This window comes from Paenibacillus lentimorbus NRRL B-30488 (assembly GCF_000411595.1).
GTDB classification, from domain to species: domain Bacteria; phylum Bacillota; class Bacilli; order Bacillales; family Bacillaceae; genus Bacillus; species Bacillus velezensis.
On the sequence record NZ_ANAT01000031.1, the window covers coordinates 1 to 25,659 of the forward strand.

38 protein-coding genes and 7 pseudogenes are annotated in these 25,659 nt (G+C 44.2%); 3 read left to right on the forward strand and 42 right to left on the reverse strand.

Going from position 1 to position 25,659, the window contains the following annotated elements:
• The first annotated feature begins 211 nt into the window (after window positions 1-211).
• Window positions 212-976, forward strand: coding sequence for a polysaccharide deacetylase family sporulation protein PdaB (gene pdaB / locus D368_RS15500; RefSeq protein ID WP_065180728.1), 765 nt, complete (start codon window positions 212-214; stop codon window positions 974-976).
• Here the strand turns inward: pdaB and kbaA are convergent.
• Window positions 977-1,572: pseudogene (gene kbaA / locus D368_RS15505) on the reverse strand (KinB-signaling pathway activation protein).
• A gap of 107 nt (window positions 1,573-1,679) precedes the next feature.
• Here kbaA and gerD point away from each other — a divergent pair.
• Window positions 1,680-2,237, forward strand: a complete 558-nt coding sequence (gerD, locus tag D368_RS15510) for a spore germination lipoprotein GerD (protein WP_128574966.1) — start codon at window positions 1,680-1,682, stop codon at window positions 2,235-2,237.
• 32 nt (window positions 2,238-2,269) lie between these two features.
• Here the strand turns inward: gerD and D368_RS15515 are convergent, their stop codons facing one another.
• The 3 genes from D368_RS15515 to D368_RS15525 all read right to left on the reverse strand — a co-directional run bounded on the left by D368_RS15515 (window position 2,270) and on the right by D368_RS15525 (window position 4,619).
• Window positions 2,270-3,322, reverse strand: a complete 1,053-nt coding sequence (locus D368_RS15515) for an Mrp/NBP35 family ATP-binding protein (RefSeq protein WP_003156567.1) — start codon at window positions 3,320-3,322, stop codon at window positions 2,270-2,272.
• A 79-nt stretch (window positions 3,323-3,401) separates the two neighbouring features.
• Window positions 3,402-4,115 (reverse strand): N-acetylmuramoyl-L-alanine amidase CwlD, encoded by a 714-nt coding sequence (cwlD, locus tag D368_RS15520; RefSeq protein ID WP_070081277.1) that lies wholly within the window; start codon window positions 4,113-4,115, stop codon window positions 3,402-3,404.
• 60 nt (window positions 4,116-4,175) lie between these two features.
• On the reverse strand, window positions 4,176-4,619 hold the full coding sequence (locus D368_RS15525; protein WP_017419478.1) for a DUF2521 family protein: 444 nt from the start codon (window positions 4,617-4,619) through the stop codon (window positions 4,176-4,178).
• A 130-nt stretch (window positions 4,620-4,749) separates the two neighbouring features.
• On the opposite strand from D368_RS15525, the pseudogene D368_RS15530 reads away from it, so the two are divergent.
• Window positions 4,750-5,208: pseudogene (locus D368_RS15530) on the forward strand (DinB family protein); the annotation flags it as partial.
• 27 nt (window positions 5,209-5,235) lie between these two features.
• On the opposite strand, the gene D368_RS15535 reads toward D368_RS15530, so the two are convergent.
• The 38 genes and pseudogenes from D368_RS15535 to rpsJ all read right to left on the reverse strand — a co-directional run bounded on the left by D368_RS15535 (window position 5,236) and on the right by rpsJ (window position 25,484).
• Window positions 5,236-6,003 (reverse strand): class I SAM-dependent methyltransferase, encoded by a 768-nt coding sequence (locus D368_RS15535; protein ID WP_070081275.1) that lies wholly within the window; start codon window positions 6,001-6,003, stop codon window positions 5,236-5,238.
• A gap of 137 nt (window positions 6,004-6,140) precedes the next feature.
• Complete coding sequence (gene rpsI, locus D368_RS15540; RefSeq protein ID WP_003225846.1) at window positions 6,141-6,533, reverse strand: 30S ribosomal protein S9; 393 nt, start codon at window positions 6,531-6,533, stop codon at window positions 6,141-6,143.
• Between the two features lie 20 nt (window positions 6,534-6,553).
• On the reverse strand, window positions 6,554-6,991 hold the full coding sequence (rplM, locus tag D368_RS15545) for a 50S ribosomal protein L13 (protein ID WP_003156556.1): 438 nt from the start codon (window positions 6,989-6,991) through the stop codon (window positions 6,554-6,556).
• A 159-nt stretch (window positions 6,992-7,150) separates the two neighbouring features.
• Window positions 7,151-7,894 carry a tRNA pseudouridine(38-40) synthase TruA gene (gene truA, locus D368_RS15550; protein WP_071392197.1) on the reverse strand — a complete coding sequence of 248 codons (744 nt, stop codon included), beginning with the start codon at window positions 7,892-7,894 and terminating at the stop codon, window positions 7,151-7,153.
• Window positions 7,895-7,906: 12 nt separating this feature from the next.
• A complete protein-coding gene (locus D368_RS15555; RefSeq protein WP_014304219.1) occupies window positions 7,907-8,704 on the reverse strand; it encodes an energy-coupling factor transporter transmembrane component T family protein in 798 nt (265 codons plus the stop codon).
• A pseudogene (locus D368_RS15560) lies at window positions 8,701-9,569 on the reverse strand (energy-coupling factor ABC transporter ATP-binding protein). The gene D368_RS15555 and the pseudogene D368_RS15560 overlap by 4 nt, the downstream one beginning before the upstream one ends.
• Window positions 9,545-10,390, reverse strand: coding sequence for an energy-coupling factor ABC transporter ATP-binding protein (locus D368_RS15565; RefSeq protein WP_007615256.1), 846 nt, complete (start codon window positions 10,388-10,390; stop codon window positions 9,545-9,547). Before D368_RS15565 ends, D368_RS15560 begins: the two are co-directional and overlap by 25 nt.
• Window positions 10,391-10,521: 131 nt before the next feature.
• Entirely contained in the window at window positions 10,522-10,884 is a 363-nt protein-coding gene (gene rplQ, locus D368_RS15570; protein ID WP_003156550.1) for a 50S ribosomal protein L17, read from the reverse strand.
• Between the two features lie 77 nt (window positions 10,885-10,961).
• Window positions 10,962-11,905 (reverse strand): annotated as a pseudogene (locus D368_RS15575) (DNA-directed RNA polymerase subunit alpha).
• A gap of 176 nt (window positions 11,906-12,081) precedes the next feature.
• Complete coding sequence (rpsK, locus tag D368_RS15580) at window positions 12,082-12,477, reverse strand: 30S ribosomal protein S11 (RefSeq protein ID WP_007410409.1); 396 nt, start codon at window positions 12,475-12,477, stop codon at window positions 12,082-12,084.
• A 16-nt stretch (window positions 12,478-12,493) separates the two neighbouring features.
• Window positions 12,494-12,862, reverse strand: a complete 369-nt coding sequence (gene rpsM / locus D368_RS15585; protein ID WP_128574967.1) for a 30S ribosomal protein S13 — start codon at window positions 12,860-12,862, stop codon at window positions 12,494-12,496.
• 18 nt (window positions 12,863-12,880) lie between these two features.
• Window positions 12,881-12,997 (reverse strand): 50S ribosomal protein L36, encoded by a 117-nt coding sequence (rpmJ, locus tag D368_RS15590; RefSeq protein ID WP_128574968.1) that lies wholly within the window; start codon window positions 12,995-12,997, stop codon window positions 12,881-12,883.
• 33 nt (window positions 12,998-13,030) lie between these two features.
• Window positions 13,031-13,249, reverse strand: coding sequence for a translation initiation factor IF-1 (gene infA / locus D368_RS15595; RefSeq protein WP_003156508.1), 219 nt, complete (start codon window positions 13,247-13,249; stop codon window positions 13,031-13,033).
• Window positions 13,227-13,509: pseudogene (locus tag D368_RS15600) on the reverse strand (KOW domain-containing RNA-binding protein). Before D368_RS15600 ends, infA begins: the two are co-directional and overlap by 23 nt.
• A 64-nt stretch (window positions 13,510-13,573) precedes the next feature.
• On the reverse strand, window positions 13,574-14,320 hold the full coding sequence (map, locus tag D368_RS15605) for a type I methionyl aminopeptidase (RefSeq protein ID WP_003156505.1): 747 nt from the start codon (window positions 14,318-14,320) through the stop codon (window positions 13,574-13,576).
• Window positions 14,317-14,970 (reverse strand): adenylate kinase, encoded by a 654-nt coding sequence (locus D368_RS15610; RefSeq protein WP_007410407.1) that lies wholly within the window; start codon window positions 14,968-14,970, stop codon window positions 14,317-14,319. The genes map and D368_RS15610 overlap by 4 nt, the downstream gene beginning before the upstream one ends.
• A gap of 51 nt (window positions 14,971-15,021) precedes the next feature.
• Window positions 15,022-16,318, reverse strand: a pseudogene (gene secY, locus D368_RS15615) (preprotein translocase subunit SecY).
• Between the two features lies 1 nt (window position 16,319).
• Window positions 16,320-16,760, reverse strand: coding sequence for a 50S ribosomal protein L15 (gene rplO / locus D368_RS15620; protein WP_003156499.1), 441 nt, complete (start codon window positions 16,758-16,760; stop codon window positions 16,320-16,322).
• Between the two features lie 30 nt (window positions 16,761-16,790).
• A complete protein-coding gene (gene rpmD, locus D368_RS15625) occupies window positions 16,791-16,970 on the reverse strand; it encodes a 50S ribosomal protein L30 (protein WP_003156497.1) in 180 nt (59 codons plus the stop codon).
• 13 nt (window positions 16,971-16,983) lie between these two features.
• Complete coding sequence (gene rpsE / locus D368_RS15630; RefSeq protein ID WP_003328273.1) at window positions 16,984-17,484, reverse strand: 30S ribosomal protein S5; 501 nt, start codon at window positions 17,482-17,484, stop codon at window positions 16,984-16,986.
• A 24-nt stretch (window positions 17,485-17,508) separates the two neighbouring features.
• Window positions 17,509-17,871, reverse strand: a complete 363-nt coding sequence (gene rplR, locus D368_RS15635; RefSeq protein ID WP_003156492.1) for a 50S ribosomal protein L18 — start codon at window positions 17,869-17,871, stop codon at window positions 17,509-17,511.
• Between the two features lie 34 nt (window positions 17,872-17,905).
• Window positions 17,906-18,445: a 50S ribosomal protein L6 gene (gene rplF / locus D368_RS15640; protein ID WP_128574969.1), complete on the reverse strand. Its 540-nt coding sequence runs from the start codon at window positions 18,443-18,445 to the stop codon at window positions 17,906-17,908.
• A gap of 30 nt (window positions 18,446-18,475) precedes the next feature.
• Window positions 18,476-18,874 carry a 30S ribosomal protein S8 gene (gene rpsH / locus D368_RS15645; RefSeq protein ID WP_003156489.1) on the reverse strand — a complete coding sequence of 133 codons (399 nt, stop codon included), beginning with the start codon at window positions 18,872-18,874 and terminating at the stop codon, window positions 18,476-18,478.
• 31 nt (window positions 18,875-18,905) lie between these two features.
• Window positions 18,906-19,091 carry a 30S ribosomal protein S14 gene (gene rpsN / locus D368_RS15650; RefSeq protein ID WP_003156488.1) on the reverse strand — a complete coding sequence of 62 codons (186 nt, stop codon included), beginning with the start codon at window positions 19,089-19,091 and terminating at the stop codon, window positions 18,906-18,908.
• Between the two features lie 22 nt (window positions 19,092-19,113).
• Window positions 19,114-19,653: a 50S ribosomal protein L5 gene (gene rplE, locus D368_RS15655; protein ID WP_003156487.1), complete on the reverse strand. Its 540-nt coding sequence runs from the start codon at window positions 19,651-19,653 to the stop codon at window positions 19,114-19,116.
• Window positions 19,654-19,679: 26 nt separating this feature from the next.
• Window positions 19,680-19,991, reverse strand: a complete 312-nt coding sequence (rplX, locus tag D368_RS15660; protein ID WP_003156486.1) for a 50S ribosomal protein L24 — start codon at window positions 19,989-19,991, stop codon at window positions 19,680-19,682.
• Between the two features lie 36 nt (window positions 19,992-20,027).
• Window positions 20,028-20,397 (reverse strand): annotated as a pseudogene (gene rplN / locus D368_RS15665) (50S ribosomal protein L14).
• Window positions 20,398-20,437: 40 nt separating this feature from the next.
• Window positions 20,438-20,701, reverse strand: coding sequence for a 30S ribosomal protein S17 (gene rpsQ, locus D368_RS15670; RefSeq protein ID WP_003156484.1), 264 nt, complete (start codon window positions 20,699-20,701; stop codon window positions 20,438-20,440).
• Window positions 20,702-20,723: 22 nt separating this feature from the next.
• A complete protein-coding gene (rpmC, locus tag D368_RS15675; protein WP_003156482.1) occupies window positions 20,724-20,924 on the reverse strand; it encodes a 50S ribosomal protein L29 in 201 nt (66 codons plus the stop codon).
• Window positions 20,914-21,348, reverse strand: a complete 435-nt coding sequence (rplP, locus tag D368_RS15680; RefSeq protein ID WP_003156478.1) for a 50S ribosomal protein L16 — start codon at window positions 21,346-21,348, stop codon at window positions 20,914-20,916. The genes rpmC and rplP overlap by 11 nt, the downstream gene beginning before the upstream one ends.
• Before the next feature lies 1 nt (window position 21,349).
• On the reverse strand, window positions 21,350-22,006 hold the full coding sequence (rpsC, locus tag D368_RS15685; RefSeq protein ID WP_003156476.1) for a 30S ribosomal protein S3: 657 nt from the start codon (window positions 22,004-22,006) through the stop codon (window positions 21,350-21,352).
• Between the two features lie 3 nt (window positions 22,007-22,009).
• Entirely contained in the window at window positions 22,010-22,351 is a 342-nt protein-coding gene (gene rplV, locus D368_RS15690; protein WP_003156475.1) for a 50S ribosomal protein L22, read from the reverse strand.
• A 16-nt stretch (window positions 22,352-22,367) separates the two neighbouring features.
• The gene (rpsS, locus tag D368_RS15695; protein WP_003156472.1) at window positions 22,368-22,646 is read right to left on the reverse strand and encodes a 30S ribosomal protein S19; all 279 of its coding nucleotides are present in this window, start codon (window positions 22,644-22,646) and stop codon (window positions 22,368-22,370) included.
• Window positions 22,647-22,703: 57 nt separating this feature from the next.
• Window positions 22,704-23,537, reverse strand: a complete 834-nt coding sequence (gene rplB, locus D368_RS15700) for a 50S ribosomal protein L2 (protein ID WP_003156470.1) — start codon at window positions 23,535-23,537, stop codon at window positions 22,704-22,706.
• A 31-nt stretch (window positions 23,538-23,568) separates the two neighbouring features.
• Complete coding sequence (rplW, locus tag D368_RS15705) at window positions 23,569-23,856, reverse strand: 50S ribosomal protein L23 (RefSeq protein WP_003156467.1); 288 nt, start codon at window positions 23,854-23,856, stop codon at window positions 23,569-23,571.
• Window positions 23,856-24,479: a 50S ribosomal protein L4 gene (gene rplD / locus D368_RS15710; protein ID WP_003156466.1), complete on the reverse strand. Its 624-nt coding sequence runs from the start codon at window positions 24,477-24,479 to the stop codon at window positions 23,856-23,858. The genes rplW and rplD overlap by 1 nt, the downstream gene beginning before the upstream one ends.
• Before the next feature lie 27 nt (window positions 24,480-24,506).
• The gene (gene rplC, locus D368_RS15715; RefSeq protein WP_003156465.1) at window positions 24,507-25,136 is read right to left on the reverse strand and encodes a 50S ribosomal protein L3; all 630 of its coding nucleotides are present in this window, start codon (window positions 25,134-25,136) and stop codon (window positions 24,507-24,509) included.
• Window positions 25,137-25,175: 39 nt separating this feature from the next.
• On the reverse strand, window positions 25,176-25,484 hold the full coding sequence (gene rpsJ / locus D368_RS15720) for a 30S ribosomal protein S10 (protein WP_003156464.1): 309 nt from the start codon (window positions 25,482-25,484) through the stop codon (window positions 25,176-25,178).
• Window positions 25,485-25,659 lie beyond the last annotated feature (175 nt).

Sequence of the window (25,659 nt, forward strand, 5' to 3'; positions counted from 1 at the left end):
CCCAGCTTCTTTTATGTCAACAACTTTTTTAAGTTGTTTCCGAAGCTTTTTGTTGTTGTCTGCTGACCATCAGCGACGTTTAATAATATACCATGCATCCGCTGAATTTAGCAAGTATTTTTTTCGTTTTTTTGAAACGTATTTCGTTATATTCATCTCCGCCGCGGCATACGATGTAATCAAGCATGGACAAGATAAGGAGGCGTCATCAGTGAACCACTTCTACGTGTGGCACATCAGAAGGATAAAACAGCTGCTTATTATTATCATTGCCGCATTTGCAGCAGCCAGCTTTTTTTATATACAGAGAGCCGTCCCCCTTCCTGTATTTTTAACTGATAGCGGCCCGAAGGCTATTTCAAAAGGGGAAACGAAAGCGGGCGAAGTCGCATTAACATTCGATATCAGCTGGGGCGACGAAAAAGCGGTTCCGATTCTGAACGCGCTAAAAGCAAACGGTATTAAAAACGCCACTTTTTTTCTGTCAGCTTCTTGGGCGGAACGGCACCCGGACACAGTTGAACGTATGGTAAAAGACGGACATCAAATCGGCAGCATGGGATATGCGTATAAGAATTATACCAACCTAGAGGACAATGAAATAAAAAAAGATATCCTCCGGGCCCAGACCGCATTTAAAAAGCTGGGTGTGAAGAATGTTCATTTACTCCGCCCGCCGACCGGACAATTTAATAAAAAGGTTCTTACCATTGCACAGCAGTACCGCTATTCAGTGGTTCATTACAGCGTTAACTCGCAGGATTGGACAAATCCCGGTCCTGATAAAATCATTGAAAATGTAAACAGTCATATAAAAGGCGGCGACATTGTCCTGCTGCACGCCTCTGATTCAGCAACACAGACCGAAGAAGCGCTCCCCGCCATCATTCACAATTTAAAGCAAAAAGGACTGAAAAACGTGACAGTCGGCGACCTGATCGCAAATACTGACGTCAAGTCATCAGAAGTGAAATAACTACCTCTGGGCAAACTTCGGCAGCATTAACAGCTGAAACGCATTGCAGCCCATCAGCGGAATCAGCATCAAATAAAGCCAGTCCTCATTATTCACTCTTAGCGCAGGAACCCATTCAAGCGCTGTAATTACGACCATTAAAAATAATGATGAAACGAACGTATTTTTGAGGACTGCTTTTGTTTTATATACGCCGTCAACAGGCCGACGGCAAGCAGAGCCAGCGGCAGCCAGACAAACCCCGCAATCGAGTCATCCCGCTCACCAAAAAACAAAAATCTGACGTACATTAAATCAAAAGCGACAAACAGAATGATAAACAGCTGAAGCAGATTCCAAAGCGAGTTTGATCTGAGAATTTCAAGGGCAAACCGGTGCACTGTCAGAAAAACGAAGAATCCCATCTGGCTGATCACACTGAAAATCATGCCTACCCCGATAAACCAGATCAGAACGGAGAAAATCTGACCGGCCTCAAAATTCAGAAAGAACTCCTTGTACTCCCCCCACTTCAGTGCAAATCCCACGACGCTTGTAATAAGAGCGCCCACAGCTAAAATCGAAAAGAAAAATCGAACAAGCCCGCGGCTTTTCATCTCTTATTCATCCCCCTGACAATCGCGTTCAGCGATATTTTGTTATGTATAAATCCATTCCGATGAATCATATTAAAAATAAGTACAAGTAAGGAAGGAGCTTATGCATGTCAAAAGCCAAAACGCTATTGATAAGCTGTTTTGTTGTATTATCTGTAACAGCTTGTGCTCCAAAAGACCAAGCAGCGGATATGGATTATGACCAGACTAAAAAAATGGTTGTTGATATATTAAAGACAGATGATGGAAAAAAAGCAATTAAGGAAATATTAAATGATGATGCGATGAATGAGGCATTGGTGATTGATCAAAATGCCATTAAAGGCACAATAGAGAAAACCCTCACCTCTAAAAAAGGGGCGGAGTTCTGGAAAACCATCTTTGAAGACTCAAAGTTCGCCGAGAGCTTTGCAAAAACGCTTCAGCCCGAGCACGAAAAAATCATAAAAAAACTGATGAAAGACCCTGATTATCAGAAAAGTTTTATGCAGATCATGCAGGACCCCGGCATGGATAAAAAATACTATGAGCTGGTGAAAAGCCAAAAGTTCCGCAGTTACTTAGAAGATGTAATTACAGAGACACTTTCCAGCCCGCTTTTCAAAAAGCAATTCGAGGATGAATTTAAAAAAGCGGCTTCAAGCTCTGAAAAAGAAAGCCAATAAAAGGCCGGGCCGTGTTGATCCCGGCCCCTTTTTTATTCAGCTGTTTTTTCAATGACTTTCTGGGCGATTCCCATATAAATTTCCCCGATCGGATGACTTCTGTCATAGACAGAAGGCGCAAACTGGTCCTTGTCCCAATCAGGCTGTTTTAAAGGAATTCTGCCAAGCAGCGGCACCTGCAATTCCTCTGCAAGCTTGTCTCCCCCGCCTTGACCGAACACATATTCTCTCTCGCCGGTTTTTGCACTTTCATAATAAGCCATATTTTCAATGACCCCTACAACTTCATGATCGGTCTTAATCGCCATAGAACCCGCTCTCGCCGCTACAAATGCGGCTGTAGGGTGCGGCGTTGATACGATAATCTCTTTGCAGCTCGGAAGCATCGTGTGTACATCGAGCGCCACATCACCCGTGCCGGGCGGCAGATCGAGAACGATATAGTCAACCTCTCCCCAGTCAACCTCATGGAAGAAGTTATTCAGCATCTTGCCCAGCATCGGCCCTCTCCACACAACCGGAGCGTTTTCTTCGACGAAAAAGCCCATCGACATAACCTTTACTCCAAATCTTTCGACAGGAAGCAGTTTTTCTCCTTCAACTGTCGGGCGAACTGTAATACCCATCATGTCCGGCACGCTGAATCCGTATATATCCGCGTCGATCAAGCCGACTTTTTTGCCGAGCCGCGCAAGAGAAATGGCCAGGTTGACGGAAACCGTTGATTTGCCGACACCGCCTTTTCCGCTTGCCACCGCAAGAAAGACCGGCGGATGTTTCCTATTCAGCAGAGTTTCGCTTTCAGCAGCAGGCCGGCTGAATTTCGCCAATGTTTCTTCCGGCAGCTCTTCAAACCGCAGTCCGACAGTTTCCGCACCCGCTTCTTTCAAAACGGATACGATTTCCTGCTGAATGCCCATCTGTTCAGCCGTCCCCGTTTTTGCCAATGCAATTTTTACACTGACATGCCGTTTTTCCGGCTTGACCTTTACTTCTTTAATGGCATCCAATTCTCCCAGCGGTCTATGAAGAAAAGGTTCGCGCATGTTTCCGACTATATTTCTTACTTCATCTTCTCTTATCATCGAACCCTCACCCTTTGTGTATTCGTTTACAAATGGTATTATACCATATATTAAACGTAGAATCGGCGAAAAACCCTCCTTACTCGGGAGGGTCTCCTTTCTCTGTGAAATATCTCAATACGCCCTTATACACGGAAGAAGCGATTTTGTCCTGATATTTAGGCTGGCCGAGCCTTTTCGCTTCCGCGGGATTGGACAGAAATCCGATTTCCACCAGCGCGCCCGGTTTGGTTACATTCTGCATTAAGTAAATGCCGTGTATCCGTTTTGCCTTTCTCGTTGTATTCTCCAAATTGATTCTCAATTCGTCCTGTATATATTTTGCCACTTTTTCATTCTCTTCGTATTTTCCATAGTAGAAGCTTTGGGCGCCGCTCCATCTCGGTGACGGTATGGCGTTCAGATGAATGCTGATATAAAGCTCCGCCTCTGAACGGTTGATGATCTCCACGCGCTTTCTCAGATCTTCCGCTTTGCGTCGGCTGTAGCCTCTCGTCCCTTCAGGAGCTAAATCAGTATCCGTCTCCCGCGTCATAATAACCAAAGCTCCCTGCTCCTGCAAATAGTCTCTGACCCTGGAGGCCACTTCGAGAGTAATGTCCTTTTCAAGGTGACTGCCTCCCGTGGCGCCTCCGTCCGGCCCGCCGTGTCCCGGATCGAGATAGATGATTTTCCCGCTCAGCGGCAGGCTCCACGGCCGCCAGGAATCATCATTATGGAATTGAAACCGGAATAAACACAATAATATGATAAAGCCAAGTAAAAAACCGAGCCATTTCAGCTTTTTTGTCATAGCTTTCCCTCCCGCTTGTCCCCGTTATTAATAAGTATGGGACAAGGGAGGAAATTATGATTACCTCATGCGGAGCTTACATTGTTTTTCCCTTTGCAGAAATCCTTCCGTCCACCAGCTGTTGATAAACCGGCAGGACGCTTCATAGACTTCTTTTTGTTCAACGGAGGAATATTGCTCATGCGTCCAATTGCAAAGATATTCAAAAAAATCGGCCGTCAGTTCTTCCTCTTCTTCAGCCGAACGGGCGTTTGCCCTCTGCAAAGACTCACCATAATAGCCAAAGACGCCGAACCTGCCGCCTAATAAATACGCTTCAATTGCAAAATCTATGCATCCTTCACTCAGAATGCCGTTTTCGTCTTGAAGAAAGGGAAACAAAGGGGTAAGACATGCTTTTACGGACTGAATGATCTGCGTCAGTGACAGCTCCTTTAGTAAACTCTTCTCAAGCTCATAATCCTTCTGCCGTTTCACGTCTGAAAAAGATAATACTTCTGCCATTGCCAGCCACGCTCCTTTTTACTGTTATTTTGAAAGGAAAAGGGAAAAAGCATGCTTTGTTGATAGTGGAAATCCTCCCAAATGAAGGAGTTTCATGTTAACTGGAAGAATAAAGAGCTGAGGTGACGTGATGAAAAAGCTGTTTCAATACAATTGGACGGTGCGTGACGAGTGGCTTATGATATGTGAAAAGCTGAGCCGGGAGGAATTGACGAAAACCCGGACGGGCGGAATGGAGAGCATCTTGCGGACTTTATTTCATATCATTGATGTCGAGATCAGCTGGGCTCGTGCCATTTTAGGTAAAGATGATGTTTTACCCGCTGAGTCTGACTATACGAGCATTCAGGATCTCAGAAAGCTGTCTGAACAGTATCGGGAGGATGTTATTCATGCGGTCTCCCGCAAAGGGGCGGATCTTGTTAAGCCGGACTGGATGGACCAAACCTTTCCTAAAGAAGATATTCTCCGCCACATCCTTGCGCATGAGATTCACCATATGGGACAACTGTCGGTTTGGGCCAGAGAAATTGGAATAGAACCGGTTTCGGCTAATGTGATCAGCCGTCCGCAGGAAAAAGCCGCAAAAAACAGCACCTCTGACGGGATGCCGTTTTTATATTTTAATGCTTCTTGTTACGGAGTATGTATTAATGTATTCATCCAGCACGAGGCCGCCTTTGTCCTCGTAAAAACCGGCAACCATAAAGCCTGCGTCAATCTGGCCTTTAATTTGATCCTCCAGCGTATGGCCGAATTCAAGCGCTTCATGATTATCAATAAGTTCCTTTACCTTTTTCTTACTCAGATCTTTTTCATCCGAAAACGGAATGGAATACTTTACTTTTAGTACGCCTTCCTGCTCTAAATCCATATCAAATAAGAACACGACGGGATTTACAAAACCGGAGACTAAAGACCCGCCTTTTTTCAATACGCGATGAGCTTCTTTCCATACCGGAAGAACCGTATCAACAAAGCAATTCGATACTGGGTGCACGATAAAATCAAATGTCTCATCATCAAAACAGCTCAGATCATTCATGCTGCCTTTGACAGTCCGAAGCGTAAGATCGTCCCGCTCGGCAACCATTCTGTCTTGCGCAAGCTGTTTTTCCGAATTGTCAAAGATGGTGACGTCCGCTCCTGCAGCAGCAAGGACCGGCCCTTGCTGTCCTCCTCCTGAAGCAAGACAAAGAACCTTCAGACCGTCTATGGGCGGAAACCAATCCGCCGGCACATCTTTTCCGGGGGTCATTCTGATGCTCCAATTGCCTTTTTTCGCTTCACCAATCGTATGAGAATCAACCGCAACCGTCCATTCATTGCCTGTTTCGACTTTTTTATCCCATGCCTTGCTGTTATGTATGACTAACTTATTCATTATAACTGCGCTCCTTATTGGTAATGAATAGAGTATAACAAACAATTCTAGAAAAACATCGGATAACCTCTTCGATATGAGAAAAAAATACAAAAAAACCACAACCAAGAAGTTGTGGTTTTTGCAATCCAAAACGATTAACGTTTTGAGAACTGAGGTGCACGACGAGCGCCTTTAAGACCGTATTTTTTACGTTCTTTCATACGAGCGTCACGAGTCAGAAGACCAGCACGTTTAAGTGTTGCACGGTATTCTGGATCTGCTTCAAGCAAAGCACGAGCGATACCGTGACGGATTGCTCCAGCTTGACCAGATAAGCCGCCTCCATGTACGTTTACTAAAACATCATAAGTACCAGCTGTTTCAGTTAAAGTTAATGGTTGTTTGATATCTTCGATTAGAGCCGGAGATGGAATGTGCTCGCTGATTTCACGATTATTAACGACGATACGACCTTCTCCTGGAACTAAGCGCACACGCGCTACAGAACTTTTACGACGGCCAGTACCGTAATATTGAACCTGTGCCAAATTGGTAACCTCCTTTTTAATTAACCGCGAAGTTCGTAAACTTCAGGTTTTTGTGCTTCATGTGGATGCTCAGAACCACGGTATACGTTCAATTTCTTGAACATTTGACGACCTAGAGAACCTTTTGGAAGCATGCCTTTGATAGCAAGCTCAAGCATTTTCTCAGGGTAGTTTGTACGCATTTCAAGAGCTGTTCTTGATTTCAGACCGCCTGGGTGCATTGTGTGACGGTAGTAGATTTTATCAGTTAACTTTTTACCAGTTAACTCGATTTTTTCAGCGTTGATGATGATCACATGATCTCCAGTATCAACGTGCGGTGTGTAAGTCGGTTTGTGTTTCCCGCGAAGGATAGATGCAACTTCTGTAGAAAGACGTCCTAAAGTCTTGCCTGCTGCATCAACAACTAACCACTTGCGTTCAATAGTACTTGCGTTAGCCATAGGTGTTGTACGCATTTAATTCCCTCCTAAATGATCTGTCATTTTTTCATAAACTTCTGTTACGTTCTATTTCACAACACAATAAGTTCCGGGGCTTATCGTGGGGTTGAAATACATACCATATGATATCTTATAACTTTATGCAGACTCTGTCAAGAAAATGTTACACCTGGTTTAGTTGTCATAGCAAACGCTCCATAAATACAGCCCGTGCCCCGGTGCGGTGCGCCCCGCGGCTTCGCGATCCTTCGCTTTGAGCATTGCTTTTACATCATCGGGAGAAAATTTTCCAGCTCCTGTATCCAATAACGTTCCGGCAATGATTCTGACCATATTATAGAGAAAACCGTTTCCGGTGATCCTCATCTGCAGGCCGTCTCCGGTCTCAGTCCAATCCAGCTCGTAAATCGTTCTGACCTTATCCTGAACCGCGGTATCAGCCGCGCAAAAGCTTGTGAAATCATGTGTCCCGATGAGGTGCCTTGAAGCTTCCCTCATTTTCTGCACATTAAGCTGATATGCAAAATGGTAAGCGTAATGTCGTTTAAATACGTCCGGGTGTTTCTCCGTATATACAAAGTAGCGATATTCCTTTTGGACCGCGCTAAATCGTGCATGGAACCCATCATCCGCAATCTCTGCTGTTTTGACGGCAATATCATCAGGCAGCAGGGCATTGAGCGCAAACGGCCATTTCTCAGCCGGGATGGACAGCGGCGTATCAAAATGAATGACCTGCCCGGCAGCATGAACATCGCTGTCCGTGCGGCCGGATGAGTACACAGGCACCCTGCCATCCGTTTTGTGGATAACAGCCAGCGCTTTTTCCAATTCACTTTGAACGGTCCGCTTTCCAGGCTGAACCTGATATCCGTTAAATAAATGCCCGTCATAAGCAATGGTACATTTCACTCTCATTCAGCAGCACCTCTAACTTCTTAAGAAAAACAATAACACGGCTAATACGATGATGAGCAGAATAGCTCCGGTATCCTTTCCGGTCCAGACGAGCTTTCTGTATTTCGTTCTCCCCTCACCGCCCTGGTAGCCTCTCGCCTCCATAGCGACCGCAAGCTCTTCCGCGCGTTTAAAGGCGCTGACAAACAGCGGGACAAGCAGCGGAACAACCGCTTTGATTCTGTCTTTCACCGGGCCGCTTGTAAAGTCCGCACCCCTCGCCATTTGCGCCTTCATGATTTTATCTGTCTCTTCCATTAATGTCGGGATAAATCGCAATGATATCGACATCATCAATGCGAGTTCGTGTACAGGCAGCTTCACCTTTTTAAAAGGATTCAGGAGCTGCTCCATTCCATCCGTTATTTCAATCGGCGTTGTTGTCAGCGTCAGCAGCGTCGTCATAAAGATAAGGTAAACGAAACGGAGGGAGATAAAAATCCCCTGTATAAGTCCGCCCTCATACACTTTAAACCAGCCAAGCTGAAAAATGACAGATCCTTCATGCGTCATGAAAATGTGTAATAAAAAGGTAAACGCCACAATCCAGATAATCGGCTTAAGCCCCTTCAGCAAAAAGCTGAACGGCACTCGTGTTAAGGCGATCACTCCGAATGTAAACAAACCGAGCAAAGCGTACGTCTGTACGTTGTTTGCCAAAAAAACGATACATACAAAAAGAAAGATGCTGACAAGTTTTGTTCTCGGGTCCAATCGGTGAATAAGCGATGATCCGGGAACATACTTTCCGATAATCATGCTGTCCATCATTGGTCCTTTTCCTCCTGAAAGAAAGCCTTAATTTCACTGACGGCATCCTGCAGGGTCAGCATGGGTTTCTCATACTTGACTCCGAGAGCCTTCTCAAGCCGTCTCTGAAACTTCACCGACTCAGGAAGATCCAGTCCCATTTCGGCCATCTCTTCACCTTTTACAAACAAGTCACGCGGACTCCCCGTCGCTTTAATGGTTCCTTTGTGCATGACGATCATTTCGTCAGCATAGCGGGCGGCGTCCTCCATGCTGTGGGTGACGAGAACGGTAGTCAGGTTTCCCCGCTGATGAAGCGCATAGAACATGTCCATAATGTCCTGGCGCCCTCTCGGATCAAGACCGGCCGTCGGTTCATCCAAAACCAGCACTTCCGGCTCCATCGCGAGAACGCCGGCAATCGCCACTCTGCGCATCTGGCCGCCGCTGAGCTCGAACGGTGAACGATCCAAAATGTCTTCCGGAAGGCCCACAAGCCCCAGCATTTCTTTTGCTTTCCGTTCAGCGTCTTCTTTTTTTACACCGAAATTCATCGGTCCGAATGCGATGTCCTTCAGCACAGTCTCTTCAAACAGCTGATGTTCGGGAAATTGGAAAACGATTCCGACTTTTTTTCGCAAAGTCTTAAGGTCTTTATTTTTTTACCGGCTGCCAGAATCGTGCTCCCGAGCTCAAGCTGTCCTTTAGTCGGTTTCAGCAAACCGTTTAAATGCTGCAGGAGCGTCGATTTGCCCGACCCTGTATGCCCGATGACGGCAACGTAGCTGCCCTCTTTTATCACGGCATTGATATCATACAGAGCAAGCCGTTCAAACGGTGTCTTCATTTGATAGCGGTGTTCTACATCTTTGATTTTAATGTCCACAGCTCATTCACCAGCCCTTCCTGAGTCAGATGGTTTTTCGTTAACGCCAGTCCGCTTTCTTTCAAAAGCAGGCTGAGCTGGAATGAGAAAGGCAAATCAAGACCGATGCGAACCAAGTCTTCATTTAATTTAAAAATCTCTTCAGGCGTGCCCTCTGCATATTTCCTGCCGCCGTTCATCACAATGATCCTGTCCGCCCTTGCGGCTTCTTCCAGGTCATGTGTTATCGAAATGACGGTGGCCATGCCCTGATCTTTTAAGCGTCTGACAGTATCAAGGACTTCTTCTCTCCCAATCGGGTCAAGCATGGATGTCGCTTCATCCAAAATCATAATATCAGGACGCGCGGCAATAATTCCCGCGATCGCCACTCTTTGTTTTTGACCTCCGGAGAGATGGTGCGGCTCTTGATCAAGAAAATCCTGCATATTGACTTGTGTGACAGCCCAATCTACTCTCTCAATCATTTCTTCGCGCGGAACACCATTGTTTTCTAAACCAAAAGCCACATCATCGCGAACAGTCGTTCCGACAAATTGGTTATCGGGATTCTGAAAGACCATCCCTATTTTTTTTCGCACATCCCACACGGTATCCTCAGTCAGCTTGATGCCGCCGACTTCAATTTCTCCGGCCTCAGGCAAAATCAGCCCGTTCAGCGCTCTGGCCAAAGTCGACTTCCCTGAACCGTTGTGACCTACGATAGCAAGCCATTCTCCTTCATATACCTCCAGACTCACACCGTCCAGCGCCGGTCTTTCTGCATCTTTGCGGTAGCGGAATAGAATGTCTTTTACGGATATAAGCTGTTTTTGATCCACGGGCGCCTGACCTCCTCTCAGCTATAGCTCTGCTTTTCTGTCTCATGATAAAAAGTTCTGATATCTAAAAAAAGGGCATAGATCCAGTTAGAAACTGTCCCGCCCTTCTTTAGATACACAAAAATATGTGATTAAACCAATTCGATGATTGCCATTGGTGCACCGTCACCACGGCGAGGACCAAGCTTCATAATACGTGTGTATCCGCCTTGGCGCTCCTCGTAACGAGTTGCAATGTCAGAGAATAATTTTTGAAGTGCATCTTGGTTATTTTCTTCATTAGCAACCTCGTTGCGAATGTATGCAGCAGCTTGACGACGAGCATGCAAGTCACCGCGCTTACCAAGAGTGATCATCTTTTCAACAACAGAGCGAAGTTCTTTCGCACGTGTTTCAGTTGTTTCAATTCTTTCGTTGATGATCAAATCTGTTGTAAGATCACGAAGCATAGCTTTACGCTGTGAACTCGTACGTCCTAGTTTTCTGTATGACATGTGATGTCCCCTCCTTTAATGGAATGCTGTTTCTAATTAAAAAACACACGAAAATCCTAGTTCACATGGAAACTAGATCAATCGTCTTTGCGAAGGCCGAGTCCAAGTTCTTCAAGTTTCGCTTTCACTTCTTCAAGTGATTTGCGTCCCAGGTTGCGAACTTTCATCATATCTTCTTCCGTCTTGTTCGCAAGTTCTTGAACCGTGTTAATGCCCGCACGCTTCAAGCAGTTGTAAGAACGGACAGAAAGATCAAGTTCCTCAATCGTCATTTCAAGAACTTTTTCTTTTGGTCCTCTTCTTTTTCAACCATGATTTCAGCATGCTGAGCTTCGTCAGTTAAACCGACGAATATATTAAGGTGTTCAGTTAAAATCTTTGAACCGAGAGCAATTGCTTCCTTCGGTCCAGTGCTTCCGTCAGTCCAAACATCAAGTGTAAGTTTGTCATAGTTTGCAACCTGGCCTACACGAGTGTTTTCTACCTGATAAGATAAACGAGAAACTGGCGTAAAGATTGAATCGATCGGAATCACGCCGATTGGCTGATCGTCTCTTTTGTTCGAATCAGCAGGTGTATACCCACGTCCTCTTTGTGCAGTAAGGCGAACTCGGAAACTCGCATTCTCACCAAGAGTCGCGATATGAAGATCCGGATTAAGGATTTCAACATCGCTGTCGTGTGTAATATCAGCTGCTGTGACAGTTCCTTCGCCCTGTACATCAATTTCAAGCGTCTTCTCTTCATCAGAGTAGATTTTCAATGCAAGCTTTTTAATGTGCAAGATTATCGTTGTAACATCTTCCACAACGCCTTCGATTGTCGAGAATTCGTGCAGTACACCATCTATCTGGATCGATGTTACAGCGGCACCAGGGAGTGAGGATAAGAGGATACGACGTAAGGAGTTACCCAGAGTTGTACCATATCCACGCTCAAGCGGCTCTACGACAAACTTACCAAATTTGGCATCGTCGCTGATTTCAACCGTTTCGATTTTTGGTTTTTCAATCTCGATCATTACTTAAAACCCTCCTTCAAAACGTCGAAACCTCGAATAGAATCATATGAGATTCCATCCGAAATTCCCCATTGTTTAGTCCCGTATGTGCTCAGGCAACGAGTCGGTGCATTCGTTTCATAAATAACTGTATCATAACCCATTATTGACAGGGACACAAAATCTATACAAACAAATTACACGCGGCGACGTTTTGGTGGACGGCATCCATTATGAGGAACAGGAGTTACGTCTCTGATAGCTGTAACTTCAAGTCCGGCAGCTTGTAAAGCACGGATTGCAGCTTCACGGCCAGAACCTGGTCCTTTAACAGTTACTTCAAGAGTTTTAAGTCCGTGTTCGATTGAACCTTTAGCAGCTGTTTCAGCAGCCATTTGCGCAGCAAAAGGAGTCGATTTACGAGAACCTCTGAATCCTAGAGCTCCGGCACTTGACCAAGAAAGAGCATTACCATGAGTATCAGTGATCGTAACGATCGTGTTATTGAAAGTTGAACGAATATGAGCGATTCCTGACTCAATATTCTTTTTCACGCGACGTTTACGCGTGTTTTGTTTACGAGCAGCAGCCATTGTTTAGGTACCTCCCTTACTTATTTTTCTTGTTAGCTACAGTACGACGCGGACCTTTACGAGTACGCGCATTGTTTTTAGAGTTTTGTCCGCGAACAGGCAAACCTCTGCGATGGCGGATTCCGCGGTAGCTTCCGATTTCGATCAGACGCTTGATGTTAAGAGAAACTTCACGGCGAAGGTCACCTTCTACTTTCAGTTTGTCAATAACATCACGGATTTTACCAAGTTCTTCTTCAGTAAGATCACGCACACGAGTATCTTCAGAAACACCAGCCTCTTTCAAGACTTGCTGAGCCGTTGTGCGGCCAATTCCGAAGACATATGTTAAAGAAATAACAACACGTTTGTCACGTGGGATATCTACACCAGCAATACGAGCCATTCTCTGGGCACCTCCTTATTAATTATCCTTGTTTTGTTTATGCTTTGGATTTTCACAGATCACCATTACTTTTCCTTTTCTGCGAATAACTTTACATTTCTCGCAGATTGGTTTAACTGATGGTCTCACTTTCATGTGTTTCCAACCTCCTTCAGTTTCCGGAGTGCTTTATTTGTAACGGTACGTAATCCTGCCACGAGTTAAGTCATATGGAGATAATTCTACCGTAACTTTGTCTCCAGGTAAAATGCGAATGAAGTGCATGCGGATTTTACCAGATACGTGAGCCAAAACCGTATGGCCATTTTCGAGTTCAACTTTGAACATCGCGTTTGGCAGTGTTTCGACAATCGTACCTTCCACTTCAATTACATCGTCTTTCGCCATTCAAGTGTTCTCCCTTCTTCAAATCAGTAACTTGCTCTCTGACAAATTTCAAAAGAGAAAATCTCAGTTATCCGTTTGTCACACGCCCTGTTTCGTTTATACTGTTCTGAACTTCCGGAGATACGCAATCATAAAGGGTGAATGATTGATATTCTTTTTCTAAGGAGAATGAAATGTACGCTTTTCTCCGTCTGCTTTAGTACACGATGATGAATCTTCATTCCGATGACAGCAGCTAGCCGGTTTTTCTTCCGACCAATTGTAAACCTACAATCTGCCCAGGTGCGGAATGAAAAACATGTGTCATGGAATTCATTTCATCATCTAGACTTTTGTCAGTATATCAAAACCCGTTTCCGTAATCGCAATCGTATGTTCAAAATGAGCACACTTTTTCCCATCTACCGTTACAACCGTCCAGTTATCAGCCAATGTTTTCACATACCGGCTGCCAGCGTTAACCATCGGTTCTATAGCGAGAACCATACCAGGCTTCAGCCTAGGTCCTTTGTTTGGCGGACCGTAATGAGGAATTTGCGGATCCTCATGCAAGTCTTGACCAACACCATGTCCGACATACTCCCTAACAACTGAAAACTGCTCATTTTCGACATACGTTTGTATTGCGTGGGAAATATTCGACAAACGTTCACCTGGTTTTGCTTCCTTCAAGCCTTTATATAAAGACTCCTCTGTCACTTCCAGCAGTCGTTTATCATCATCACTGATGTTTCCTACCGGATATGTCCAAGCAGAGTCACCATGATAACCATTTAATTTAGCACCGATATCAATGCTGATAATGTCACCGTCACGCAAAACCCTTTTACCGGGAATTCCGTGAACGAGTTCTTCATTAACTGATACACAGATGCTCCCGCGAAACCCATTATACCCCTTAAAAGATGGGATTGCACCCTGCTTCTCAATAAAACGTTCGGCAATTTGATCCAATTCTTTTGTCGAGATTCCTGGTTTAATGTGCTTTTTCATCTCTTCATGAGTCAAAGCCACGATTCGCCCTGCTTCCCGCATGATGCTAAGCTCACGAGGGGTCTTACAGATAATCATTTGCTCAATCCTCCAAGAAGCTCTTTCACATCTTTGTACACGTCGTTAATGTCCTGCTGGCCATTGACGTTGACAAGATACCCTTTCTCAGAATAAAAATCGAGTAAAGGCTGAGTCTGCTTCATGTTGACCTCAAGCCGTTTTGAGACGGTTTCCTCATTATCATCTGCCCGTTGATAAAGGTCTCCTCCGTCTTTATCACAAACACCCGGCGTTTTCGGCGGATTGAAAACCAAATGATAGGTTGTGCCGCAAACACTGCAAATTCTGCGTCCAGTCAAACGTTCCATTAAAGAGTCTTTGTCTACTTTAATGTTAATGACATAATCAATCGGCTTGCCGTATTCCTCAAGAATGTTTTCAAGAGCTTCAGCCTGAGCGACTGTTCGCGGAAATCCGTCCAGAAGAAAACCTCTTTCACAATCATCTTTGCCGAGTCTTTCTTTGACAATGCCGATTGTGACTTCGTCCGGTACGAGCTCGCCTTTATCAATATAAGACTTTGCTTCGAGTCCGAGTGGTGTTTCTTCTTTCATAGCAGCACGGAACATATCTCCCGTTGAGATATGAGGTATCCCATAATCCTCAACAATTCGTTCTCCCTGTGTGCCTTTACCGGCTCCAGGAAGTCCCATTAAGACTAAGTTCATTCGGATTTCCCCCGTCCTCTCTTATTTAGAGGAATGGTTAAAACCAGTCCTCTAATTTTTCATAAATCCTCGGTAATTACGTTTCACTAACTGGCTCTCCAGCTGCTTCATTGTCTCCAAGGCTACCCCGACGACAATTAACAATGATGTTCCGCCAATCTGTGCACTTTGAGGCAATCCAGCGAATTGAATGAAAAAGATAGGAAGAATGGAAATCACGGCTAAGAATATAGAACCCACAAACGTAAGTCGATACAAAATGCTCGTAATTCTATCTTGAGTCATTTTCCCTGGACGAACCCCCGGGATATAGCCACCCTGTTTTTTAAGGTTATCAGCCATTTGTTCAGGGTTTACCTGCACAAAAGCATAGAAGTACGTAAAGGCGATAATTAATGCGACATAAACCGTCATGCCCACCGGATGTGTATTGTCAAAGTTGGCTTGAATCCACTTTGTCACATCGTTTTCTCCGAAAAATGACGCGATAGTACGCGGCGTAATAAGGAACGCAACCGCAAAGATTACCGGAATAACCCCTGCCGGATTCACTTTAAGCGGAAGGTGAGTTGACTGGCCTCCGCCAACAGGTGAACGACCTTGCCCTTTTGCATATTGAATCGCGATTTTGCGTACGGCCTGCTGAATGAAAATAACACCAACAATAACGGCCAAAATCGCAATCACCAGTAAAGCGATTTTTACAATATGAATAAACAGCTGATCGCTGCTGCCGACAAATTGAGTCTCATAAATCTGCCCAACAGTTTTCGGAATACTAGCCACAATCCCCGCGAAGATGATGATCGAAATTCCGTTACCTACTCCATTGGAAGTAATTTGTTCTCCCAGCCACATTAAAAAAGCAGTTCCTCCAGTGAGTACTAAAGCAATAATCAGATATGTCGATATGCCGGATTTTTCAATCAGCATACCGTTTGCCAGGTTGTTAAACCCGTAAGACATACCTAATGCCTGGATAAAACCAAGCACAATCGTAAAATATCTCGTGAACTGAGCTAATTTACGGCGGCCGACTTCACCTTGCTTAGACCACTCGGTAAACTTCGGCACAACATCCATCTGAAGCAGCTGAATGATGATCGAAGCAGTGATGTAAGGCGTAATTCCCATCGCAAAAATGGAGAACTGATAAAGCGCACCGCCGCCAAATGTGTTAAGGAGATCAAAAACCCCCCATCGAACTTTGTGTCTGCAACGCCTGAGCATTTACATATGGCACAGGGATAAACGCACCTATGCGAAAGACGATAAGCATGAGTAATGTAAAAATGATTTTATTCCGAATATCACTCACACGCATAAAGTTGGAGATTGTCTTAAACAAGTTAGATCACCTCAGCTGTACCGCCAGCAGCTTCAACAGCTTCTTTCGCAGAAGCAGAGAATTTATTGGCTTTTACAGTTAATTTTTTCTCTAATTTACCGTTGCCAAGAATCTTTACTCCTGCATTAAGTTTGCTAATAACACCAGTCTCAAGAAGAAGTTCAGGAGTGACTTCCGTTCCTTCCGCAAAACCGTTCAATTTGTCTACGTTCACAATAGCGTATTCCTTACGGTTGATGTTTGTAAAACCGCGCTTAGGAAGACGTTGGAATAAAGGCATTTGTCCCCCCTCGAATCCAGGGCGTACACCGCCGCCAGAACGAGCGTTTTGACCTTTGTGACCTTTACCAGCTGTTTTACCGTTACCAGAACCAATACCACGACCTACGCGATTGCGTACTTTACGTGAACCTTCTGAAGGCTTTAATTCATGAAGTTTCATTAGGACACCTCCTTAGCCTATAATTTATTTTTATTGTTCTTTAACAGAAACTAGATGAGAAACTTTATTAATCATACCGCGGATCGCAGCGTTATCTTCATGAACGACAGTTTGGTTTGTTTTCTTTAAACCAAGTGTTCTTACAGTAACGCGCTGATCTTCCGGGCGACCGATTACACTGCGTTTGAGGGTAATTTCTAATTTAGCCATTAATGTTCCCTCCTTATCCTAACAGTTCTTCTACAGATTTTCCACGAAGCTTCGCAACGTCTTCGGCACGTTTAAGCTCACTTAAACCTTGAAGTGTTGCACGGATCATGTTGATCGGTGTGTTAGAACCTAAAGACTTAGAAAGGATATCAGCAACGCCAGCAAGCTCAAGTACCGCACGTACAGGGCCTCCAGCGATAACTCCAGTACCTTCAGAAGCAGGTTTCAACAAGATATTGCCTGCACCGAAACGTCCGATGATTTCGTGTGGAATCGTAGTTCCAACCATTGGTACTTCAATCAAATTCTTTTTCGCATCTTCAACAGCTTTGCGGATTGCTTCAGGTACTTCTTGTGCTTTACCAGTACCGAAACCTACGTGACCGTTTTTGTCACCGACAACGACTAGAGCTGCGAAACGGAAACGACGACCACCTTTAACAACTTTCGCTACGCGGTTAACCGTAACTAAGCGTTCTTCTAACTCTAATTTGCTTGGGTCAATACGACGCATAATCATGTGTCCCTCCTTTTTTTATTAAAATTTCAGTCCGGCTTCACGAGCTGCATCGGCCAGAGCTTTTACACGTCCATGGTATAAGTATCCGCCGCGGTCAAATACTACGTCAGAAACACCTTTCTCAGAAGCGCGTTTCGCAACGAGTTCACCGACTTTAGCAGCAGCAGCGCTGTCACCAGTGCTTTCCACGTTCAAATCTTTATCGAGAGTAGAGGCACTAGCAAGTGTAACACCATTTACATCATCGATGATTTGAGCATAAATGTGTTTGTTTGAACGGAACACATTCAGACGAGGTCTTTCAGCTGTGCCTGAAAGTTTAGCACGAACACGGGCATGTCTTTTTTGACGAGCAGCATTTTTGCTAGTTTTCGTAATCATCCTTAGGTCACTCCTTTCTTCACTTTAAGCGGTCTTACTTAGCAGATTTACCTTCTTTACGGCGAACAACTTCACCTTCGTAGCGGATTCCTTTACCTTTGTAAGGCTCTGGAGAACGTACAGCGCGGATGTTAGCAGCGATAGCTCCTACACGCTCTTTGTCTGTACCTTTTACAACTACTTTAGTTTGAGAAGGAACTTCGATTTCGATGCCCTCTTCAGGAACGATCTCAACAGGGTGAGAGTATCCAACGTTTAAAACAAGTTTGTTTCCGGATTTAGCCGCACGATAACCGACACCGACTAATTCCAAACCTCTTTCAAATCCTTTAGATACGCCTTCAACCAAGTTTCCAAGCAGACTGCGAGTCGTACCATGCAGCGCACGGTGCTCTTTGTGATCAGAAGGACGAGTAACTGTAAGCACGTTGTCCTCAATTTTGATTTCCATATCAGGATGGAAAGTACGAGTTAATTCTCCTTTTGGTCCTTTTACAGCTACAGTGTTGCCTTCGTTCAGCGTTACTGTAACTCCAGAAGGGATCTCAAGCAGTTTTTTACCTACACGAGACATACTAAAACACCTCCATTCTTGTTAAACTTCTTACCAAACGTATGCTAGTACTTCTCCACCAGCTTGTTTTGCACGGGCTTCTTTGTCCGTTAAAACACCTTGTGATGTAGAAATAATCGCGATTCCAAGACCGTTAAGTACGCGAGGTACTTCATTTGATTTAGCGTATACACGCAAACCTGGTTTGCTGATTCTTTTAAGACCAGTGATAACGCGCTCGTTGTTTTGTCCGTATTTCAAGAAAACGCGGATGATACCTTGTTTGCTGTCTTCTACGAACTCAACGTCACGAATGAAACCTTCACGCTTTAAAATGTCAGCAATTTCTCTTTTCAATTTAGAAGCAGGAATTTCAAGCTTCTCATGACGTACCATGTTTGCATTGCGAATACGAGTCAGCATATCTGCAATTGGATCTGTCATAACCATTATATAATTACCTCCTTCCCATTCTTGGGGATTACCAGCTGGCTTTTTTCACGCCAGGAATTTGTCCTTTATATGCAAGCTCACGGAAACAAATACGGCAAAGTTTAAATTTACGAATGACTGAGTGCGGACGTCCGCAGCGTTCACAGCGAGTGTACTCTTGCACTTTAAACTTTGGTGTACGTTGTTGTTTCGCAATCATTGACTTTTTAGCCACGATTTCGCCTCCCTTTCATTGATTATTTCTGGAACGGCATACCTACTTGAGTTAATAGCTCACGAGCCTCTTCGTCAGAGTTAGCAGTCGTTACGATAACGATGTCCATTCCGCGAACCTTTGTTACTTTATCGTAGTCAATTTCAGGGAAGATTAACTGTTCTTTGATACCAAGAGTGTAGTTTCCGCGACCGTCGAAAGATTTCTTAGAAATCCCGCGGAAGTCACGTACACGCGGTAAAGATACAGAAATAAGTTTATCAAGGAAATCATACATGCGCTCTCCGCGAAGAGTTACTTTCGCACCGATAGGCATTCCCTCACGAAGACGGAATCCAGCAATTGATTTCTTCGCACGAGTAACGACAGGTTTTTGACCTGCGATAAACGTTAATTCTTCAACAGCACTGTCGATTGCTTTTGCGTTTTGAACAGCATCACCGACACCCATGTTGATTACGATTTTTTCGATTTTTGGCACCTGCATAACAGAGTCGTAGTTGAACTTCGTCATTAAAGCAGGTGAAATTTCTTTATTGTACTTTTCTTTAAGGCGGTTCATGAGATAGACCTCCCTTCCTTTAAATACTATTTATCTAAGACTTGCCCAGATTTTTTTGCAACACGAACTTTTTTGCCATCTTCCACTTTGTATCCTACGCGAGTCACTTCACCTGTTTTAGGATCGAGCGGCATAACGTTTGATACATGAATTGGCGCCTCTTGATTAGAAATACCGCCTTGAGGGTTTGCTTGAGTTGGTTTAGAGTGCTTCTTCACCATGTTTACGCCCTCAACTAGAACGCGGTCCTTTTTAGGGAAAGCAGCAAGGATCGTACCTTGTTTGCCTTTATCTTTACCAGAGATAACCATTACTTTATCGCCTTTTTTCACATGCATCCTGATCGCACCTCCTTGAGTAAGGCATTTATTTCATTAGATAACTTCTGGAGCCAGAGAAACAATTTTCATGAAGTTGTTTTCACGTAATTCACGGGCAACCGGTCCGAAGATACGAGTTCCACGCGGGCTCTTGTCGTCACGGATGATAACACATGCATTCTCATCGAAGCTGATGTATGATCCGTCAGTTCTGCGTGCTCCGCTTTTTGTGCGAACGATAACAGCTCTTACGACTTCACCTTTTTTTGACAACGCCTCCTGGTGTTGCTTGTTTAACCGTGCAAACAATTACATCACCAATGTTAGCCGTTTTACGTCCAGAACCGCCAAGAACTTTAATAGTAAGTACCTCACGCGCACCGGAGTTGTCAGCAACTTTTAAACGAGTCTCTTGTTGAATCATTATTTGTTACCTCCCTTCGGAAAAAGAATTCCGAACTTTATTAGATAATAACAGCTTCTTCGACAACTTCTACTAGACGAAAACGCTTAGTTGCAGATAATGGACGAGTTTCCATGATCTTTACGATGTCTCCGATTTTAGCTTGGTTATTTTCATCATGTGCTTTGAATTTCTTTGAGTATTTTACGCGTTTACCGTAAATAGGATCCTTTTTGTATGTTTCAACAACAACAGTGATGGTTTTATCCATTTTGTCAGAAACAACACGGCCTTGGTAAACTTTGCGTTGGTTACGTTCGCTCATGCTCACGACCTCCCCTCAGTGATTATTTGTTGGCAGCAATTTCTCTTTCACGAATCACAGTTTTCATGCGCGCGATAGCTTTGCGCACTTCACGAATGCGAGCAGTATTTTCAAGTTGTCCTGTCGCTAATTGAAAGCGAAGATTGAAAAGTTCTTCTTTAAGAGACTTTACTTTTTGTTCAATTTCAGCAGTGGTAAGGTCACGAATTTCATTAGCTTTCATTTGATTCACCACCAATTTCTTCACGTTTTACGAACTTCGTTTTAATTGGCAATTTGTGAGATGCAAGACGAAGAGCTTCACGAGCTACCTCTTCAGACACACCAGAAATTTCAAATAAAACTTTGCCCGGTTTTACAACAGCTACCCAGCCTTCAGGAGCCCCTTTACCGGAACCCATCCGTACCTCAAGCGGTTTAGCAGTGTAAGGTTTTGAAGGGAAAATTTTAATCCAAACTTTACCGCCACGTTTCATGTAACGAGTCATCGCAATACGTGCAGCTTCGATTTGGCGGTTCGTAATCCAAGAAGCTTCAAGAGCCTGGATACCATACTCACCAAAATGTACTTCAGTACCGCCTTTAGCGCGACCGCGCATTTTTCCGCGATGCTCTCTGCGATATTTAACGCGTTTTGGTAATAACATATTATTTTCCTCCTTCCTCAGTTTTCTTCTTAGTAGGAAGAACCTCTCCACGATAGATCCAGACTTTTACACCAAGCTTACCGTAAGTTGTGTCAGCTTCAGATGTTGCATAGTCGATGTCAGCACGTAAAGTGTGCAATGGAACAGTTCCTTCACTGTAGTATTCAGAACGAGCGATATCAGCTCCGCCAAGACGGCCGGAAACCATTGTTTTCACACCTTGTGCTCCAGCACGCATAGTGCGTTGGATTTGTTGTTTCTGCGCACGGCGGAAAGAAATACGGTTTTCTAGTTGACGAGCGATGTTGTCAGCTACAAGCTGAGCATCAAGATCTGCTCTTTTGATTTCAAGAATGTTAATGTGTACACGCTTGCCAGTAAGGCTGTTAAGGGCTTTACGAAGTGCTTCAACTTCAGATCCGCCTTTACCGATTACCATACCAGGCTTAGCAGTGTGGATCGTAATGTTAACGCGGTTTGCTGCACGCTCGATTTCTACTTTAGAAACAGAAGCGTCAGAAAGGCGTTTGCTAATGAATTCACGAATTTTTAAATCTTCGTGCAGGAAGTCAGCGTAATCTTTACCAGCGTACCACTTAGATTCCCAATCACGAATGACTCCGATACGAAGACCGACTGGATTTACCTTTTGACCCACTACTTATCCCTCCTTCTTTTCTGATACAACGATTGTAATGTGGCTCGTACGTTTGTTGATTTGGCTCGCACGTCCCATAGCACGCGGGCGGAATCTTTTTAACGTTGGGCCTTCGTCAACAAATGCCTGAGAAATAACCAGATTGTTAGCGTCCATCTCGTAGTTGTGCTCAGCATTTGCGATAGCAGATTTTAAAACTTTTTCGATGATCGGAGAAGCAGCTCTCGGAGTTAGGTTCAAGATAGATACTGCTTCGCCTACTTGCTTACCTCGAATCAGGTCCATTACTAGACGTGCTTTACGAGGAGCAATACGGACTGTTCTTGCAACAGCTTTAGCTTGCATTTAAAAGCCTCCTCTCTTAGCGTCTTGTTTTTTTATCGTCACTGGCGTGGCCTTTGTAAGTACGAGTCGGTGCGAATTCGCCCAACTTGTGGCCTACCATGTCTTCAGAAATGAATACAGGCACGTGTTTACGTCCGTCATATACTGCGATAGTGTGACCGATAAATTGTGGGAAAATAGTTGAACGGCGAGACCAAGTTTTTACAACTTGTTTCTTGTCCGTTTCATTTAATTTCTCGATTTTTGTCATCAAGTGTCCATCGACAAATGGTCCTTTTTTCAAGCTGCGAGCCATTTTGGAACCTCCCTTCGTGATTGCACTACGGTCCGAAATGAACCGTAGACAACCCCGTTATTTATTTTTACGACGACGTACGATAAATTTATCAGATTTGTTCTTTTTCTTACGTGTCTTGAATCCAAGAGTCGGTTTGCCCCAAGGAGACATTGGTGATTTACGTCCGATTGGCGCGCGACCTTCACCACCACCGTGCGGGTGATCGTTAGGGTTCATTACAGAACCGCGGACTGTAGGGCGGATGCCTTTCCAGCGAGAGCGTCCTGCTTTACCAACGTTGATAAGTTCGTGCTGCTCGTTACCTACTTGACCGATAGAAGCGCGGCAAGCAGAAAGGATCATGCGAACTTCACCAGAGTTAAGACGTACAAGAACGTATTTGCCTTCTTTACCAAGAACCTGAGCAGATGTACCAGCTGAACGTACAAGCTGTCCGCCTTTACCAGGTTTTAATTCAATGTTATGCACAACTGTACCAACAGGAATGTTGATAAGCGGAAGTGCGTTACCTACTTTGATGTCAGCTTCAGGGCCGGACATGATTTCAGTACCTACTTGAATTCCTTTTGGTGCAAGAATGTAACGTTTTTCTCCGTCTACATAGTTGATTAGTGCAATGTTAGCTGAACGGTTTGGATCGTACTCAACTGTAGCAACGCGTCCAGGTATACCATCTTTATCGCGTTTGAAGTCGATAACACGGTATTGGCGTTTGTGTCCGCCACCTTGGTGACGTACAGTCAATTTACCTTGGTTGTTACGTCCGCCTTTTTTGTGAAGGGGCGCAAGCAAGGATTTTTCCGGCTGGTCAGTCGTGATTTCAGCAAAATCTGAAGTTGTCATGCCACGACGTCCGTTAGAGGTCGGTTTATACTTTTTAATCGCCATTTTGAATTTCCCTCCTTCTTTTTACAGATAATTAAGCTTCAAAAATTTCGATTTCTTTGCTGTCTGCAGTAAGTTTTACGATCGCTTTTCTGCGACGGCTAGTCATACCAGTGTAGCGGCCGACACGTTTTGATTTCCCTTTGTAGTTCATGATGTTGACTTTGTCAACTTTCACTCCAAAGATACTTTCAACTGCATCTTTCACTTCTGTTTTATTAGCTCTTACATCAACTTCAAAAGTATATTTTTTTTCAGTCATTAAATCAGCAGAACGTTCAGTAATGACGGGGCGCTTAAGAACATCACGAGGATCTTTCATTATGCAAGCACCTCCTCTACTTTTTCAACCGCAGCTTTTGTAATCAGAAGCTTCTCGTGGTTGACAACGTCTAACACGTTGATTCCGTTAGCTTGAACAACTGTAACTCCAGGGATGTTGCGTGCAGAAAGAGATACTGCTTCGTTTGCATCCGCAGTTACGATTAAAGCTTTTTTCTCAACAGATAATCCTTTAAGGACAGCTGCCATTTCTTTTGTTTTAACCGTATCAAGAGTAAGATCTTCAAGAACAATAATGTTGTTGTCGTTCACTTTAGAAGACAATACTGATTTGATTGCCAAGCGGCGAACTTTTTTAGGTAATTTGTAAGAATAGCTGCGTGGTGTTGGGCCGAATACGACACCACCTCCGCGCCATTGCGGTGAACGGATTGAACCTTGACGGGCACGACCTGTACCTTTTTGACGCCATGGTTTGCGACCTCCGCCGCGTACTTCAGAACGATTTTTTACTTTGTGAGATCCTTGACGTAAGGAAGCTCTTTGCATAAGAATAGCGTCGAATACTACGCTCTCATTTGGCTCAATTCCAAATACAGAAGCGTTTAATTCGATATCACCAGCAGTAGAACCGTTTTGGTTGTATAATGCTACTTTTGGCATGATCAATTTCCTCCTTTCCTAAGAGACTTATTTAGATTTAACAGCACTTTTAACAGTGATTAAAGCTTTTCTCGCACCAGGTACGTTACCTTTAATCAAAAGAAGATTGCGCTCAGCATCTACTTTTACGACTTCAAGGTTTTGGACAGTGATTTGATCTCCGCCCATGCGTCCAGGTAATAGTTTACCTTTGAATACACGGTTAGGATCTACAGGTCCCATTGAACCAGGACGACGGTGGTAGCGTGAACCGTGAGACATAGGTCCGCGAGATTGTCCGTGGCGCTTGATTGCACCTTGGAAACCTTTACCTTTAGATACTCCTGTTACATCTACGATTTCTCCTGCAGAGAAAATTTCAACCTTGACTTCCTGACCAATTTCATACGCATCCATATCCACGCCGCGTAATTCTTTAACGAAGCGCTTAGGAGCAGTTTCCGCTTTTGCAACGTGTCCTTTTTCCGGTTTGTTTGAAAGCTTTTCGCGCTTATCGTCAAAACCAAGCTGGATCGCTTCATAGCCATCATTTTCAGCTGTTTTCTTTTGAAGAACAACGTTTGGAGCTGCTTCAATAACAGTTACCGGGATAAGATCACCGTTCTCTGCGAATACTTGCGTCATACCAATTTTTCTTCCTAAGATTCCTTTGGTCATTCGTCACACCTCCTATTAAGATCATTCTATATTTTAGAATTAAAGTTTGATTTCGATATCGACACCAGATGGTAAGTCTAATCGCATGAGAGCATCAACAGTTTGTGGTGTTGGGTTCACAATGTCGATTAAACGTTTATGTGTACGCATTTCAAATTGCTCACGAGAATCTTTGTATTTGTGCACCGCACGAAGGATTGTGTAAACTGATTTTTCAGTTGGCAACGGAATCGGACCAGATACGCTGGCACCAGAACGTTTTGCCGTTTCAACAATCTTCTCTGCAGATTGATCAAGGATTCTATGATCATATGCTTTTAAACGAATACGAATTTTTTGTTTTGCCATTATTTTCCCTCCTTTTCGCCTACATCACGTTAGACAGTTCTCCGTGAGAAAAACCTGATCACCTTGCCATGGCAAAGCGGCCGGGTGTGTCAGCAACCTCTCACTTCATCGCAGTCAAAGACCAACATACACTATTATACAGAAAATAGACGCATGTTGCAAGGTTTATTTAAAG